The sequence below is a fragment of the Streptomyces altiplanensis genome, assembly GCF_053591575.1.
This window is the reverse complement of the sequence record NZ_JBSFUB010000129.1, coordinates 1-15,999: the sequence shown is the minus strand read 5'-3', so window position 1 is coordinate 15,999 and position 15,999 is coordinate 1. Positions and strand designations below refer to the sequence as shown.

General features: G+C 69.0%; 13 protein-coding genes and 1 pseudogene. 12 read left to right on the top strand and 2 right to left on the bottom strand.

The window, feature by feature from the left end:
• Window positions 1–469 precede the first annotated feature (469 nt).
• The 7 genes and pseudogenes from ACWD0Y_RS32935 (at window position 470) to ACWD0Y_RS32905 (ending at window position 7,778) form a co-directional block, all read left to right on the top strand.
• Window positions 470–1,549 (top strand): tyrosine-type recombinase/integrase, encoded by a 1,080-nt coding sequence (locus ACWD0Y_RS32935; protein ID WP_450263944.1) that lies wholly within the window; start codon window positions 470–472, stop codon window positions 1,547–1,549.
• Window positions 1,546–1,872 carry a helix-turn-helix domain-containing protein gene (locus ACWD0Y_RS32930; RefSeq protein ID WP_388822226.1) on the top strand — a complete coding sequence of 109 codons (327 nt, stop codon included), beginning with the start codon at window positions 1,546–1,548 and terminating at the stop codon, window positions 1,870–1,872. Before ACWD0Y_RS32935 ends, ACWD0Y_RS32930 begins: the two co-directional genes overlap by 4 nt.
• 344 nt (window positions 1,873–2,216) lie before the next feature.
• A complete protein-coding gene (locus tag ACWD0Y_RS32925) occupies window positions 2,217–3,062 on the top strand; it encodes a TnsA-like heteromeric transposase endonuclease subunit (RefSeq protein ID WP_450263943.1) in 846 nt (281 codons plus the stop codon).
• Window positions 3,059–5,116: a transposase gene (locus tag ACWD0Y_RS32920; protein ID WP_450263942.1), complete on the top strand. Its 2,058-nt coding sequence runs from the start codon at window positions 3,059–3,061 to the stop codon at window positions 5,114–5,116. Before ACWD0Y_RS32925 ends, ACWD0Y_RS32920 begins: the two co-directional genes overlap by 4 nt.
• A 185-nt stretch (window positions 5,117–5,301) precedes the next feature.
• A complete protein-coding gene (locus ACWD0Y_RS32915) occupies window positions 5,302–6,279 on the top strand; it encodes a TniB family NTP-binding protein (protein WP_450263941.1) in 978 nt (325 codons plus the stop codon).
• Window positions 6,276–6,719 (top strand): annotated as a pseudogene (locus ACWD0Y_RS32910) (TniQ family protein); the annotation flags it as partial. The gene ACWD0Y_RS32915 and the pseudogene ACWD0Y_RS32910, both read left to right, overlap by 4 nt.
• A 219-nt stretch (window positions 6,720–6,938) precedes the next feature.
• A complete protein-coding gene (locus ACWD0Y_RS32905) occupies window positions 6,939–7,778 on the top strand; it encodes a hypothetical protein (protein ID WP_450263945.1) in 840 nt (279 codons plus the stop codon).
• Between the two features lie 136 nt (window positions 7,779–7,914).
• Here ACWD0Y_RS32905 and ACWD0Y_RS32900 read toward each other — a convergent pair whose 3' ends face one another.
• On the bottom strand, window positions 7,915–8,529 hold the full coding sequence (locus tag ACWD0Y_RS32900; protein ID WP_450263940.1) for a TetR/AcrR family transcriptional regulator: 615 nt from the start codon (window positions 8,527–8,529) through the stop codon (window positions 7,915–7,917).
• 321 nt (window positions 8,530–8,850) lie between these two features.
• On the opposite strand from ACWD0Y_RS32900, the gene ACWD0Y_RS32895 reads away from it, so the two are divergent.
• The 5 genes from ACWD0Y_RS32895 (at window position 8,851) to ACWD0Y_RS32875 (ending at window position 15,152) form a co-directional block, all read left to right on the top strand.
• The gene (locus tag ACWD0Y_RS32895; RefSeq protein WP_450263939.1) at window positions 8,851–10,395 is read left to right on the top strand and encodes a DHA2 family efflux MFS transporter permease subunit; all 1,545 of its coding nucleotides are present in this window, start codon (window positions 8,851–8,853) and stop codon (window positions 10,393–10,395) included.
• A 119-nt stretch (window positions 10,396–10,514) separates the two neighbouring features.
• A complete protein-coding gene (locus ACWD0Y_RS32890; protein WP_450263938.1) occupies window positions 10,515–11,261 on the top strand; it encodes an NADPH-dependent F420 reductase in 747 nt (248 codons plus the stop codon).
• A gap of 253 nt (window positions 11,262–11,514) precedes the next feature.
• The gene (locus ACWD0Y_RS32885; protein ID WP_450263937.1) at window positions 11,515–12,003 is read left to right on the top strand and encodes a flavin reductase family protein; all 489 of its coding nucleotides are present in this window, start codon (window positions 11,515–11,517) and stop codon (window positions 12,001–12,003) included.
• A gap of 4 nt (window positions 12,004–12,007) precedes the next feature.
• Entirely contained in the window at window positions 12,008–13,333 is a 1,326-nt protein-coding gene (locus ACWD0Y_RS32880) for an NtaA/DmoA family FMN-dependent monooxygenase (protein ID WP_450263936.1), read from the top strand.
• 466 nt (window positions 13,334–13,799) lie between these two features.
• Window positions 13,800–15,152 (top strand): hypothetical protein, encoded by a 1,353-nt coding sequence (locus ACWD0Y_RS32875; protein WP_450263935.1) that lies wholly within the window; start codon window positions 13,800–13,802, stop codon window positions 15,150–15,152.
• Window positions 15,153–15,204: 52 nt separating this feature from the next.
• Here the strand turns inward: ACWD0Y_RS32875 and ACWD0Y_RS32870 are convergent, their stop codons facing one another.
• Window positions 15,205–15,612: a hypothetical protein gene (locus ACWD0Y_RS32870; protein WP_388822232.1), complete on the bottom strand. Its 408-nt coding sequence runs from the start codon at window positions 15,610–15,612 to the stop codon at window positions 15,205–15,207.
• Window positions 15,613–15,999 lie beyond the last annotated feature (387 nt).

Below are 15,999 nucleotides of genomic sequence, written 5' to 3'. Positions count from 1 at the left end.
CTGAGGCCGCGACAAGGGAGGAAGGGAGGAGCCGGCAGCCGAAGGGGAAGGTTGATAAGCCACGCCGACAGCCTCCCACCCACACAGCCACCACACCCACCGAACTTACGAAAAGATCAGTAGGAGACTTGGCGAAGTCCGCCCCCTGCGGCACCCTTCGGGTTTCGGGGGCCAGGGGGCCGGTAAATCGGCGAACGATCGCTACGACGGCCACGCCAGGACTGTAGCTGGTCGTCCACGCCTCGCCTCGCTGTTTCCGTCAGCAGGCATCAAGTCATCGGCGGGGACGGCTTGAAGTGTGCGACATCCCGCGAGTTCCCCTGAGCCCCGCTGAGTCCCTGGGCCCGTGGCCAGGGAGTTCTTCCTCCTTCGTGTGCTCTGTTGGCTTGTGACGTAACTTCGGGATTCTTGAAGCGTTCTCATCTTGTCCGACCGATTCGCAGTCGGGTCGAAGGCGAGGAGGCTCGGGTTGGCGGCGCTGGCAGTCGTACGGGACCTGCGTGGACACTGGGCGCCCGCGTCGGTTGAGGAGCTGGAGCGGTTCGAGACCGATGTGCTGTCCGGGTTCGTCCTGGCACGGGCCTCAGCAGGGCTGGCGGACGGCACCATCCGCGGGGACGTCGGTCACCTGGATCAGATCAGGACCTGGTTCGGCCGGCCCTTGTGGGACATGGAGCCTGCTGACGCGGACGTGTACTTCGGGAAGGTGCTGCGGCACTCGCCCAGCGGCACCCGGCTGGGCCGGTCGCAGGCATTGAGCACGTATTTCATGTTCCTGGAGCTGCGGCACAAGGTCGAGATCCACCGGATGACCGGCCGGGTGGTCGAGTGCCCGATCGACGAGATGAACCGGCCGCGCGGGGCCAAGGACGCCCAGCTGCGGATCCCGCCGACTGAGCCGGAGATCGGGACGTTGTTCACCGGCTGGGGCGGCGAGCTGGCCACCTGCCGGAAGTTCGCCCCGACCGCCCGGAACTACACCGCCTCGAAGTTGATGTCCCAGGTCGGCCTGCGAGTGAGCGAGGCGTGTGGGCTCGACCTGGACGACATCAAGTGGGACCTGGGCCGCTTCGGCAAACTCCACGTCCGCCACGGCAAGGGGGCCCGCGGCTCGGGGCCGCGCGAGCGGATGGTTCCGCTGATCAACGGTGCCGACCGGACACTGCGGTGGTTCATCGAGGACGTGTGGGGCCAGTTCGACGACGATCACGCTCGCCCTGCTGCCCCACTGTTTCCCTCCGAGCGCAGGAACACCGACGGCTCCGCCCGCCGGGTCGGCGACGACGCCCTGCGCAACGGGCTCGACAGCGCGGTCCAGGCCCATCTGCCGAGCTGGACGGACAGGTTGACACCGCACGTCCTGCGGCACTTCTGCGCGTCCCAACTCTACGGAAACGGGCTGGACTTGCTTGCAATCCAGGAGGTCCTCGGACATTCCTGGATTGCTACGACCATGCGGTATATCCACGTGCAGCAGACCCGGGTCGAGGACGCCTGGGCCGCCGGGATGGAACGGGCCGCGAAGCGGCTGGAAGGACTGGCCCGATGAGGTGGAACCTGCGGCTGACCGCCGCGAACAAGGGTATCTGGAAGGCGTCCGAGCTCCAGCGGAGCCTGGCCGAGCACGGCCTGGTGATCTCGGCCGGCAAGATGTCCGGGCTGTGGTCCGGCCAGCCGGTCTCGCTCAAGCTGGAGGACCTGGACGTCATCTGCGTCGCCCTCGGCTGCGGGATCAGCGATCTGCTGATCCCCGAGCCAGAGAAAGTCCGAAGCCCCAGCGAGGAGAGCGGCCAGCAGGCTGCCGCTGCGGGTGGCCCGGCCCCGGTGGTGGTGCCGCGTCGCCGTGACGGCCGGTCTCTGCCACCGATGTGATGGCCTACGTTCTGCCAGCCGGCAAGTGCAAACCGCCAGCCAGTTGCCCGACCTGCTTCGGCTGGGGCGTGCTGCCCGGCCGGGCCTGCGGCGCCTGCGAGAGTTTCCGCCGCAACGAGGAGCCTGCCGAGTGCAGCGGCTGTCGGCGAACCGTGCGATTGAAGAAGGGGTACTGCCGTCTGTGCTGGCATCAGGTGTGACTGAGCACTACACCTGTCCAATGAGCACTGGACTTGTCGCGCTGTGCGTTCGAGTTGGCGGGCAGGGTAGCCCTCACCGAGGCTGAACTGGGATGTTTCGCGGAATCTCCGCTCTCTGCTCTGGCGGCGTGGTGCGCTGGTGACGTGAAGAGCTGGCTGCACATTGAACCTGCCGCATCCGGAGCCGTGTGGTCGCACCTGGCCGGGCTGTATGACCTTGTCGCCCCGTGTGTGATCACGCCGGGTGTCGAGGACGAGGTCGCCAGCTCGTCGCTGCGGAGCTGGACGGTGGCATGGTCCGCGACTGGCACCGAAGTTGTATTTCCCGTGTCGACACACGCCGTGCGGCCTCCACCGGAGGCGCTGGTGCCGGTCCGGCGGTTCTCGTGGCGTCCTGGCCAGCGGCATCGGCCTGGGCTGGGCTACAGCACCGCGACCGGCCGGTTGCACGGGTTCGAAAGCCTCGCGGAACGCAGACTGCTGCTGGTTCTCGACTTCGTGCCGGGGACCATGGAGGTTCTGTCCCAGCCGTTCACCTTGCGGTTCACGCTGGCCGGCCGACGAATGGAGCACATCCCGGATTTCGCGGTCTTCCACGACGATGGTCTGCTGTCAGTGGTGGACGTACGGCCTGGCGGTCGGGGGGAGTGGTCGGACGCGGTGAAGTTCGCGGCGACCGCCCGGGCGGCCTCGGCTGCTGGATGGTCCTACGTGTTGGTGGCGGGCTGGCATTCGCGCGCGGTGGAGGGGCTTGAGGTACTGGCTGCTCGGCGCCGCCCGATGCAGGATCCGTTCGGCTTGCAGGTTCGGTTGCTGGCTGCGGCGAAGGCGGGGCCCACGCGGCTGTGGCAGCTCGCGGCGATGACGGGGATGTCGGCTGTGGCGCGTACGCACCTGCTTCACCTGATCTGGCACCGTCGTCTCGCCGTGGACCTCGACCGCTCGCTGAACGATGCCTCCTGGGTTCATCCCGTCGGGGCCGGGCTGTGACCAAGCAGCGCTTCGGGCTGGATGACCTGTCCGAGGGCGAGCGTGAGAGGCTTCGGCTGCGGCTTGAACACCTTCTGGAGGTGGAGACCGGTTTTCGCAGTGGCAGTCGGTACTGGGCCCGGATGGATGAGCCGCGGGCTGCCTACGATCCGGCGACGACGACGTTGACCGAGCGGCGCCGGGCGAAGGCGCTCGAACTGGGCGTCTTGGGCAAGGAGGCGGCGCGGCAGCTGGGCTGGTCGGGGGTGGGCGAGCGAACCCTGGGCTGGATGGCTGCGGCCTACCGCGAGCTGGGCTCGGCTGGATTGATCGACGGTCGTCGGGTTGGGGCGCCGCGTGGCCGGCAGTCTGTAAGTCCCGAGGTGGAGGAGGCGATCCGGGCGGTGCATGAGCAGTGTCTGCGCCGGTCGCGCATCAGCATGGTGTCGCGGGAGCGGTTGATCCACCAGTATGTGCGGGAGGTGTTCCCGGACCGTGAGGTGCGGGTACCGCACCGGACGACGTTGGCGCGGGTGTGGCGGGAGTGGTTCGGGCCAGGCGGTGCCCGTCAGCGGTACGTGAGGTCGGCGGCCGCTGTCCCGGCGCCGGCCGGGGCGCCTGTGGTTGCCTCTCGGCCGGGGCAGGTGGTGGTGCTGGACTCGACTCCGTTGCCGGTCAAGGTTCTTGACGATGTCTTCAGCACACCGATCACGGTGCACCTGACGATCGCCTTGGACGCTTACTCGCACTCGATCGTGGCATTTCGGCTGACGCCGGTGGCAGAGTCATCCGTTGAGGTGGCGATGCTGCTGCGGGACGTGCTGTCGCCGCTGCCGATGCGCCCGGGCTGGGGTGAGGACATGGCCTGGCCCTACCCCGGGGTGCCCGCTGCGCTGGTGGCCGAGCTGGCAGGAGGGCCGGTAGCGGGCCTGCCCTTCTTCACCCCCGAGGCCATCACCGTCGATCACGGAGCGGCTTTCAAGAATCACCACCTGGTCGAGGTCGCCCGCACGCTCGGGGTGGACGTGCTGCCGGCACGGGCGATGCGGCCGACGGACAAGGCAGCGTGTGAGCGGGCGTTCGCGGCGATCCAGTCGCTGCTGCTGGAACTTGTGCCAGGCTGGCGTGGCATCGACGTAGCCGACCGTGGCGCCAATCCGGAGGCAGATGCGGCTTGGACGGTCGCGGAGATGGAGCACCTGCTCGCCTCATGGGTCGTCGCGGTGTGGCAGAACCGCCGCTTGGACCAGCACGCCCCCGCCTGGGACCCCTCCGGACGGCACAGCCCGAATACCCTGTTTGCCGCTGCGGCCGCGCGGGACGGCATCAGCCTGGAGATCCCGTCGCCGGACCTGTACTACATGCTGCTGCCGGTGCGCTTCGTGAAGGTCGATCCCCGGCGCGGGGTGAAGGTTGGCGGCCTCTGGTATGGGGCGCGGAGCCTCGCGCTGGACCCGTGCCGGGTTGCTCCGGCGGCGCGCGGCGGTCGGCACGCGGGGAAGTGGGCGGTGCGCCGGGACCCGCGGGACTGCCGACAGGTGTTCATCGAGCTCGACGGCACCTGGCACGCCCTGCCGTGGAACGCCCTGCCCGAAGGGGCGACGGTGCCTGCGTTCAGTGACGCACGGGTGAGCGAGCTTCTCAAAGAGGCGGCCCGGGCGGGGCTGCGGCCGCGTACGGACGCTGAACTGCTGCCCGTGCTGCTCGATCTGCTGGCCGCGGTCACCCCAGTCGCGTCCTGGCCGGGCCGGCCCGAGGCGCGGAAGAAGGCCGCAGCCCGGGCCCGGGAACTCGCGCGGGCCCGAGCTGCCCTGGCGGACCGCCCAGACGAACAGCCTCCAGTCGCGCCCATGCAGCGTCTCGTGCCTAGCAAGGAGGTAGCCGAAGCGATCACGGCCGACCGCGTCCGGCGCCGCAGAGCGGCTACCGATGGCATACCTCCAGTACCTGCGTCGCCGCTCGGGGAGGACATACGCTCCCGCCTCCTCTATCCGAGGGCCAGGCCCGCAGCCGACGACGGCGGTAGTAGGGGCGTCGGAAACAGCCCGGCAGGTGGGGAGGGGACAGCACGGTGATTGGCGATATCCCCGTACGGGACACGCTGGCCGGCTGGGGAGCGTGGCGGCTTGCCCGGCACGACTTCACGCCCGCACCGTGCATGTCTCTGGTCCGGTGGCGAGCTCTGTCCCCGGCGGCGAAGGCGGCCCATGATCTGGCTCGTGCCTCCACCCACGCGAACCTGCCGCTGCTGGGGACGCCCATGAGCCGCGCGGTGGACCGGCTGTTGTCGGCGCGGATCCGGCAAAACGCGTTCAAAGCCCGCCCGGCGACCCGGGCCGGGGTGATCGTGTCCGGCGGCGGATACCAGGGCAAGACGGAGACTGTGTGCGAGATCGCCGCCGCCTTTGAGGACTCCTGGCGCGAGCTGCACCGGACGAACCCCGAGACGGTTCCCGGCACCCGGGACGCCTGGGTGCCGGTCGCCTACGTGCAGACACCAGTCACCGCGAAACCCAAGAGCACCTGCAAGGCGATCCTCGACTTCTACGGGGCACCGACCAAACGAATGGCTCTCCCTGAGCTGGTCGCCCAGGTCGCTGCCTCGCTCACCGATCACGGCACGAAGGTGCTGATCCTCGACGACATCACCCGGTTGAGGATGCACCGCGCCGACGACCAGGACACCCTGGACCTGATCCGCGCGTTCATGAGCATGCACGTCACCCTCGTCCTGGTCGGCGTCGACATCCCCGGCTCCGGCCTCATGGACGAAGGCCGTCCTGCCGCCCAAAGGCGAGGCCATCGGCCGGTCAACGGATGGGAGCCGACCCAGACCGAACGTCGCTTTGACCTCGTCGAACTCGACCGGTTTCGCTACGACACCCCCGAGCAGACCACAGCCTGGACCTCCCACCTCGCCGGTGTCGAGAACCATCTGCGGCTGCTCAAAGCCCGACCGGGCATGCTCACCAACGGCACGATGCCCGAGTACCTCTACGCCCGGACCAACGGCGTCGTCGGCCTGCTGGAGCGGCTAATAGAAGATGGCTGCACCGAGGCGGTCACCAGCGGCGCCGAACGGCTGACCGAACCCCTCCTCGACAGCCTTCCGCTCACCCTCCTCGACGCCGCCGGCCGCGATGCCCAAGCTGGCGAGATCCCCGCCGTCCCTGCCCGGCCGCGCCGCCGACGCAACGGCGCATTCGACGATCACGGCCCGACCCCGGCCACCGCATGACCACTGCACTGCCCCGGAGCCTCGACCCGGCACCGGGGGAGCTGCTGCCTGGCTACCTCCTGCGCCTTGCCCACCGGCTCGCAGTCCCGCCACTGGATCTCGGTCACCTCTGCGGCCTCACCACGGGCCCGGTTTTCCCTGCCCGCCACTTGGTCCGCCTCAATGACCCCCGGGCCCAACAAGTTGCCGACGTCTGCCGCCTTGACCCCGCCGAAGTCCACGCCCTCACCCTCGCAGGGCAAGCGCCCGGCTACACGCCACTGCGCATCGACTACCTTGGGCGGCATCAAAGCCCCGTCACCATGGCCAACGACGGCTGGGTGCTCACCGCATTCAGCCGCTACTGCCCCGACTGCCTCAGCGACACCGCGCACGTTCCTAGCGGCCCTGTCTGGGAGGGCTCCTGGCGGCTCCCGCACACCTTCCTCTGCGAGCGGCACAACCGACTTCTGGCCTGGCAGTGCCCCGCCTGTCGCGCGCCGGCATTCTCCAACGGCTACCGCTGCGACGGACGATGGCGACCCACACAACTCATCCCTGCCCCAGGCCAGCGTCTGCACCCGGCCCGCTGCCGCCATCGTCCCGGCGCCGGCCGGGTCGCCGCCTGCGGCCAGCTTCTCGATCAGTTCAGCAGGCCACCTCTGCGACCCACCCCAGCCATGACACACGCGCAACGCCGGCTGGCCGAAGCAGCTACAACCGGGGCCGACCACGAGGTGACGTCCCTTGGGCAGCGGGTGTCCGCCCAGTGGTTCTTCAACGACGTCCGGGCGACCATATCGGCCCTCCGCGGCAGTTGGCCCTTGGCCCAGGACGCCTTCGCGCAGTTCGGGCCGATGGACACGGTCACGGCTCACGTCGAAACTCTCCACCGCGCCCACCCCGAGCGCACAGAGGCACTGGGCGACGGACGAGTGGCCCGCACCTTTGGTCACCCGCCGGCCGACCCGCTGCCGGCGGCCACCCTTATGGCCCTCACCGTGACGATCCTCGACGACCCGAGCGGACACCACACGCTCGCCCGACTCCTGTCCGCCCTGCCCTCAACCAGCACCGCACACATCCGACTCCGGCAGCACGCCCCTCACTGCTCACCCGCCATGACCGAGGCGATCCTTGGCAGCGTCCGACTTCCCCGCAAGGCCGCCGGCCAGCCCGCGCTCTTCCCGCAGCCCCCTACCCACCGCGGCCGGCTCGACCCCCGCACCATCCCGGCCGACCTGCCCGAGCACTGGGCTACCCCGCTGGACGATCTCGACGCACCGAAACGACAGCTACGCCGGGACGCGGCGATCCGCCTCGTCCAGATGGCCACCGGCCGCTCCCGCCGTTCCGCCGCCCTCTACCTCGGCATTCCTCTCGGCTCACTGCAGTCCTCCACCGTCACCGTCCGTACCTGGCAGAAAAAACCGGGCAAGGCAGCGGCGTACCAGAGAGCCCTCCACCGCGTCGCCGAGATCGCCATTGTTGAAGGACAAGCCGGAACAACTGACGGATGACGGCGCATCGACCGGCGGAAATGGACCGGGAGCAGGTGAGAGGTTCCCCGGGTGTTGGCGGGCGTCCCGCGGTGAAGGGTGCACGGGGCCGATCTCGCGGAGGGGCGTCACCGTCACCTGCCTGTGCCTACGGTCGTCACGGGCTGGTGTCGCTGTGGGGCATCGCCTCCTCGGCGGGTGTCTCCCAGCCGGATCGCACGAGGGCGCTGAGCCCGTCGGGTGAGGACTCGTCGGCCAGGGCGGCGCTGCGCGCCCAGGCCGTGGCCAGTGTGCTGAGGAACAGGTCGCGGCCCCGTACCCACGGCTTGGCGCAGCCGTCGCGCTGCGCCGCGTGGAGGAACTCGTCGGTAATCGTGATGTAACCCTGGCAGGTGGTCGCCAGGGGTGACGTGCCTTCGGTCAGTGCGGCCCGCAGGGGTTCGGGCAGGCCGTCGAAGGCGGTCGCCCACTCACCCAGCGCCTGAAGCCACTGAGCGAGCGCGGCGCGGGAGTCGGTCATCTGCTGGATGGCGACGCGGCGTGCCTCCAGTTCTTCGTCGCGGGCCTGTAGCAGGGCAGCCAGCAGGGCCTCCCGGTTGGGGAAGTGCCGGTAGAGCGTGCCCGGACCGACCCCGGCCTTCTTCGCGATGGCGTCCATGGAGCCGGTGATGCCCTGTTCGGCGAAGAACTGCTCCGCGACCTCGAGGATGTGCGTGCGGTTGCGCTGTTTGTCCGTCCGCTGCCGACGCCCGCCGGTGGCTGCCTCACCCATGTCCTTCCACCTCTCTTTGACAATCCGGAGACTCTCTCCTTATCGTCGCCCATGAAACGGAGACTACCTCCTTATCGGGTTCCGGCGCTACCGCCTGCCGCCTCGACAGGCATCCGCAGCCCCCGGGGGCAAGCCCGGCGCGGCGTACCGCGCCGCGGCCATCGAGGAGCCACCGCTGGAAATTCCGGCGCGCCGGCTCCCGGCAGGGGCCGCGCCGCCTGGGCAGGTGCGGCCCGACCCTGTGCGTGCGCCGAAAGCATGCACACCCCGCACAGGCCCTTCGACTGCTCCCGCAACACCACGAACCACGAAAGAGATCACATGTCCCCCGACAAGGCTGCGGCGCAGGCCGCCACGGACGCACTGCCACCGACCCGTCGCGACGGCAAACTGGCCACCGGAGATGTCCTCGTCATCGGCATCCTGATGGTCTCCGCGTTCACCGTCCTGCTGAACGAGATGCTGCTGGGCGTCGCGCTTCCCACCCTGATCGTCGATCTCGGCATCACTCCCACCACGGGACAGTGGCTCACCACGGGTTACCTGCTGACGCTGGCGATCCTCATCCCGGCCACCGGCTTCCTCATGCGGAAATTCAACCTCCGCACCATCTACCTCGGCTCGATGGCCCTGTTCGCCCTCGGTACGGCGATCGCCGCCGTCGCCCCGGGTTTCGGGGTGCTGTTCACCGGCCGCATCATCCAGGCCATGGGCACAGCCGCCCTCATGCCGCTGCTGATGTCCACGACGATGCGCCTGGTGCCTCCGCATCGCCGAGGCCGGACGATGGCCTTGGTCACCGGTCTGACCGGGGTGGCGCCCGCGTTCGGCCCGGCGGTGTCCGGCCTGGTCATCTCCCAGCTCAGCTGGCGGTGGCTGTTCATCCTGGTCCTGCCCGTCGCCCTGGCTGGACTGGCACTGGGTGCCGCCAGACTGCGCAACATCACCACCCCGGAGCCCGTGAGGCTGGACGTGCTGTCCCTGGTCCTGTCCGCCGTCGCCTTCGGCGCCCTCGTCTTCGGCCTGTCCGCGATCGGCGAGTCGGCCTCCGGCCACGCACCCGTCCCGCCCTACCTTCCGATCGTCATCGGGCTTGTGGCCCTCGCGGCCTTCGTGCGCCGGCAGACCGTGCTGCAGCGCAGTGACGATGCCTTCCTCGACATGAGGATCTTCCGCACCCGCTCGTTCACGGTGCCGCTGCTGGTCATGCTCGTCGTCGCGATGGTCGCACTCGGCACCACGATCGCCCTCCCACTGGTCCTCACCAACGTCGTCGGCCTGACGTCGCTCCAGATCGGCCTCTTCCTGCTACCCGGCGGAATTCTCATCGCCCTCGTCTCGGTCCTCGGCGGACGCGTCTACGACCGCCACGGACCTCGGCCCCTGGCCATCCCCGGAGCAGTCATCTGGGCGGGCTCCCTGTGGTTTTTGAGCCGAATGGACGAGAACACCGGTGTCCCGGCGCTCCTGGCCGCCTACCTCGTCATGACGGCCTCGCAGGCCCTGATGTGGGCGCCGATGACGACGGCCGCACTGTCCTCCCTGCACGCCGAGCTCTATCCGCACGGCACCGCGGCGTTCAACACCGCCCAGCAGCTGGCCGGCGCTGCCGGCGGCGCCGTCCTGATCTCGGCCTACACCATCGGCTCCCACACACAGGACGCCGGAGCACTCAACCTGGCCCAGTCCGTCTCGGCGGCACAAGCCGCCTTCACGACAGCCGCGGTCATAGGCTGCCTCGCGATCATCGGCACCCTCTGCGTCCGCAAGGCCGCAGCCGCACCCCAGCCGCCGGCCCCTCACACCAGCGAGGCATCCGACAACGCCGCCGCTGCACCGCCCGCGCCGTCGACAGCGACGCACTGACCGCTCACAACGGCTACAGGGGCAGGCCCGGCCGGCTGCTGCACCAGCCCCCCCTTCTGCACCCGGTATCGGCGGGCCACCCAGGACGGCTCGCCCACCTCACGACAAGGAGACCCACCATGAAAATCGGCATTCTGGGCGTCGGACACATCGGTAAAACCCTGGCCCTGAAACTGAGCGCGGCCGGGCACGAGGTGAAAGCGGCCAACTCGCGCGGCCCGGAAACGATCCAGGCCGACGTGCTGGCCACGGGCGCACGCGCGGTCACGGCAGCTCAAGCCGTCGCAGACGTCGACGCCGTGATCCTCTCCACCCCCTTCGATAGGTTCCCGCAGGTCGCGCCGCTGATCACCGGCCTGCCGGCCGACACCGTGGTCATCGACACCTCCAACTACTATCCGCATCGGGACGGCCGGATCGAGGCCATCGAGGCCGGCCAGGTCGAGAGTCTGTGGGTGGCCGAGCAGCTGGGCCGGCCGGCCGCCAAGGCGTGGAACGCGATCGGCTCCGAGTCGCTCGCGATCAAGGGCAAGCCCGCGAAAAACGCCGGACGCATCGCTGTGCCCGTCGCGGCCGACAGCCCCGAGGACCGGGACCTGACCATGGCCCTCGTCGAGGACACCGGATTCGACGCCTTCGACGCAGGCACCCTCGCCCAATCGTGGCGGCAGCAGCCCGGCACACCCTGCTACTGCACCGACCTCACCCTCACCGAGCTGCCGGGCGCGCTGCAAGCGGCAGACGCGACGCGCGCGCCCAAGCGGCGCGACCTGGCGGTCACCGCGATCACGGAGAGGATGGGGGACGAAACCACCAACCCGGACTCGGACTGGTCCGTCCGCCTGAGTCGCGTCCTGTTCATGTGACCACCCGGTCCACGATGGTGCGGCGGCCCGGCCGCCGCACTGCACGGTCAACAAAGACCGCGGCGCCCGGCCGAGCAGGCCACCGCCGCACCGTCCCGGGCTGGGAATGCCCGCGCCCGGCAGCCAGTGAAGGGGCGGGCGGCCCGGACGGCTGCCCGCACCGCCCGCCACACCCCGTCCGCGGCAGTCGCAGCACCAACAGCGGAAGCACCATCCGCTTCGGTAGTCCAGCGCGTACCAGAAGAGACAATCAATGCAGACCCCACCGCCCGCCGGCATATGGCACACCTTCGCCGCTTACCCCACCGGAATGGCACTGATCGCCGCCGAGGTGGACGGCCACGACGAAGCAATGCTGGCCAACTCCTTCACCAGCGTTTCCCTCGAGCCGCCCCTCGTCTCCATGGCGTTCACCCACACCTCAACCACCTGGCCACGACTACGCCAGGCGCAGGAACTGGGTATCACGATCCTGGGCGAGTCCCACGCGGCCCTGGTGCCGCAGCTGCGCATGTCGGGACCTGCCCGGCTCGACGGCACCGTCCTGGACCACGCGACCGCTCAGGCGCGCACCCTGCCCCGGGCGGCAGCCACGTTCGTCGTTCGGCCCTACCGGCACATCCCGGCCGGCGACCACGAGCTGGTCCTCTTCGAAGTCATCGCCCACCAACGCGACGACGACGCCGCTCCGCTGACCTATTACAACCGCCACGTCGACGCCATCCACCACGGACGAAAGTAGACCGATGTCCCGCAAGCAGATGCACCTCGCCACCATCGTCTCCAACGGCCTGGGCCTTCCGTACGCGTGGCTGGAGCCCCAGGTCGCCCCCGCCGACTACGCCGACATCCACGCCCTGGTGCGCTACGCCCAGGCCGCCGAACGCGGCAAGCTGGATTTCATCTTCCTCGGTGACTTCCTCGCCCAGTCCCAGCGCAGCGAGGCACACGCGCCGGGCCAGACCCTCGAGCCGACCGTCGTGGCCACCGCCATCGCGCTGGCCACCGAGCGCATCGGCATGGTCAACACCGTCAGCGCCACATTCGAAGAGCCCTACAACATCGCCCGCGTGCTCAAGTCCCTCGACGTGGTCTCCGGCGGGCGCATGGGCTGGAATGCCGTGACCACCTCAGCCCCCCATGCCGCCGCGAACTTCGGGCGCGCAATCGAAGACCGCGAAACCCGCTATGCCCGGGCCGACGAAGTCATCCAGATCGTCCAGGCGCTCTGGGGCAGCTGGCAAGAGGACGCCTGGATCGCCGACAAGAGCGCCCGGCGGTTCAGCGACCTGACCAAGATCGCGCCGGTGAACCTCCACGGAACCTACGCCTCCTCCCGCGGCCCGCTCGAGATCCCCCCGTCCAAGCAGGGCCAGCCCGTCATGGCCCACGCCGGCGCCAGCCCGCAGAGTCACGCCCTCGCCGGCCGCTACGCCGACATCCTCATCAGCGAGGTCTTCACCATCGACGACGCCCGCCGCCAGCGCGAGTCGCTGCGCCGAGCCGCAAAAGCCGCCGGCCGTAACCCCGACGACATCAAGTTCTTCGCCGGAGTGGCCCCCACCATCGCCGCGACCCACACAGAGGCACTGGCCCGGCGCGGCAGGCTGGTCGAGCCCGACATCATCCAACACGTGCACTACCTCGGCCAGCTCATCGGCCTGCCGCTGGGACCCGACGACCTCAACACCCCACTGAGCGCGGAGCAACTGTCCCTGGCACGCGCCAACCGCGGCGACCCACGCTCGTTCCGAGCCCTCGATGTGGCCAAGGAAGGCTGGACCGTGCGCGAGGTACTCCACCACGCCGTCATCGACTATCACCCAGCCCCCATCGGCCCGCCAGAAGCCGTCGCCGACCACATGCAGGAATGGTTCGAAGCCGGCGCCGCCGACGGATTCTGGGTCGCCCCCGACATCTACGCCGACGGCATGGACGCCTTCGTCGACGGAGTCGTCCCCCTCCTGCAACAACGCGGCCTGTTCCGCACCGAATACGAAGGCGAAACCCTGCGCGACAACCTGGGCATCGACCACCAGTACGGCCTGCGGCAGTCCCATTCCAAGCCATAGCCCTCGGCACCTGCGCTTCCCGCGCCCCCAAAACCTGGGCGCACCGGTACCCCGGACGGGGCCCGAGTTGGCTCAAGCATCGTGGAACACCCATGCGGGGTCGGCCCGAGACCGGGTGATCAGTCGGGGACTGTAATCGGGACTCTCACCGGGCATGGCGTGGACCAGACCTGCGCTCAGGGAACCGCGGGCAGGCGCGGCAACGGGCAGAGCGACCCCCGTAACTGTCGCTGAGACCGGCGCGGTAGCGCACGTAAATGGTGAACTGGTGGTCTGGGAGGTCGGCCGGCTCGGGTCCGAGCGGCTGCAGCACCGGCTCGCCCGCCGGGGCAGGAACCGCTTACTGAACCCGCCCGATGCGACTCACAGTGCTTGGGGCGAATTCTGAGCATCCAAGTTGTCTATCCGAGTCATCTGCCGTGCTCAGTCACATCAGGCAAGCCAGGAAGCCAAGGGCCAAGTCACCGTGCTGGAGCCCTACTTGGAGAAGGTTCAGCATCATCAACTGTTCTTCACCAACCTCCACCGGCCGCGTCAGCCCGGCCCTCCCAGAGGTAAGAAGGGACGACGTCGGGGTCGCCCGCGCCACCCGGACCCGGCCCCCGCCTACCGGCCGCTCTCCGGCTGGCTCCAGCCGCCGCTGTTCGAGGCCCGCCGAGATTTCACCCGGTTCAATCGCCAGGAACATGCCCGGCTCGATAACCCGTGGCTGGCCTGGGCCCGGCATACCGCACATCGTCTCGGCGAAGCCCACGGCTGGCCTCGCCGTGTCCGCCTCGACGTCGGCCGAGCCCTGGTCATCGTGCTGTCTGGCCATGTCAACGGCGAAGTCGTGCGGCACTCCGAGATCTTCCCGGCCCTGCGATCCCGCGGGCTCAGCATCGAACGCACAGTGGAAGTACTCGCCCACATCGGCGTCTTCCAAGACGACCGGACGCCGTCATTCGAACAATGGCTGGAGCGCAAGCTCGAAGGCATCGCCCCCGGAATCCGCCGCGACGTTGAGCACTGGGCCCGCCTCCTGCACGACGGTGGCCCCAGGTCCCAGCCCCGCGACGAGTCCACGGTCTGGAACTACCTAAACCGGATCCGCCCCGTCCTGCTGGAGTGGTCAACCCAGCACGACCACCTGCGCGAGGTGACCCGCGACGACGTCCTCACTCAGCTCGATGCCCTCCACGGCAGCCAGCGACGGCACACGCTCATCGTCCTGCGGTCGCTGTTCGGCCGGGCGAAGAAGAGCGGCATCATCTTCAAGAATCCGACCAGCCGCATCCGCGTCGGCCAGCACCAATACGGCATCCTCCAACCCCTGGAGCCCGAGTACATCAACAACTCGGTCGCGGCAGTCACCAAGCCAGCGGACCGCCTGGCTCTCGCCCTCGCCGCCGTGCACGCCGCGCGATCCGGTGCGATCCGGCGCCTCCAACTCGACGACCTCGACATCGGCAACCGAAAGCTCGTGATCGACGGCAGGGTCCGTCCCATGGACGAACTGACGCTGCACGTCGCCCGCGAGTGGCTGGATCACCGGCGCCGCCGCTGGCCCGACACCGCCAACCCTCACCTGCTGATCAACAAGTTCACCGCCTTGGGCACCGGCCCGGTCAGCGCGGTCTCCCTGACCGCACCGCTTCGCGGCCAGGCCGCCACCCTGGAACAGCTCCGCGTCGACCGGCAGCTCGAAGAAGCCCTCTCCCATGGCCCTGACGCCCTCCACCTCGCCGAGGTCTTCGGCCTGGACGAGAAGACCGCGATCCGGTACGCGGACTCCGCGCGGGCGCTGCTGGACCATGTCGCTGAACAGCCACTTCAGTGAAGTCTGCTTGACCGGTCCACGCCTTTGTCGAGAGTGAGCACGCCGGGCGCAGTCAGCATCCGGGGCTGATCGGCGGAGACGATGTCAGGGCGAGGGCAGCGATCCGCAGCTGGGTCGCCCACGTCTGCTGGTCAAGCCCCAACGTGTACTCAATGCAGCATTCGCATTGCGGGATCAGCTCCACGAACGATTGCTCCGCCGAGGTCTCGACCTCCGTCTCCCACCAATCGTCCGTCGCCAGGTCGGCGGGCGTGATTTCTCCATCGATGAGTCTCGCCGCCATCCGGCGCAGAGCGTGGCGCCGTGCCAGGCCCCGATCCGGCAACCCGATCCCTGACTCGGAAAGTGCTTGCTCGAACGCGTCGCGAATATCGCGGGCATCCGCGTTGCGAGGCCAACCGGCGAGTTCGCACAGCGTCGGGGTGTCCAGCCCGGCCGCGAGTGCCTCAGCCGCGATCATCGGCAGGTCCTCCGGCCGTATCTCATCCGCCTGATAACGGCATGCCACCTCCCCCAGAGACGTGAGGCCACTCTGCATAGGGGCTTCCGGTTCCGGTGCCGTTCCTTCTGCTCTCATGACTCCTACGGTGTCAGCACCGTTCCCAGGGAAGACACCCAGGGGCGGCCCGCTCGGCACCACCCGTGTGTTCGCCTGAACCCGAAGGCCGAACCCACGAGAACCCGACAATCCATCCTGGGGTTCCCGCCAAAAGCCCTTCAGTTTCCGTGAACTCACGGGCCTCTCCGGCCTTGGTACTGGTGAGCTCGCGTATTCAACTGTCGCAAGTGGTGCTGCCAAAGCGTCGGTGCAGTCACTGTGTGTTGGGGTGCCGCAGGTCATGGTCTG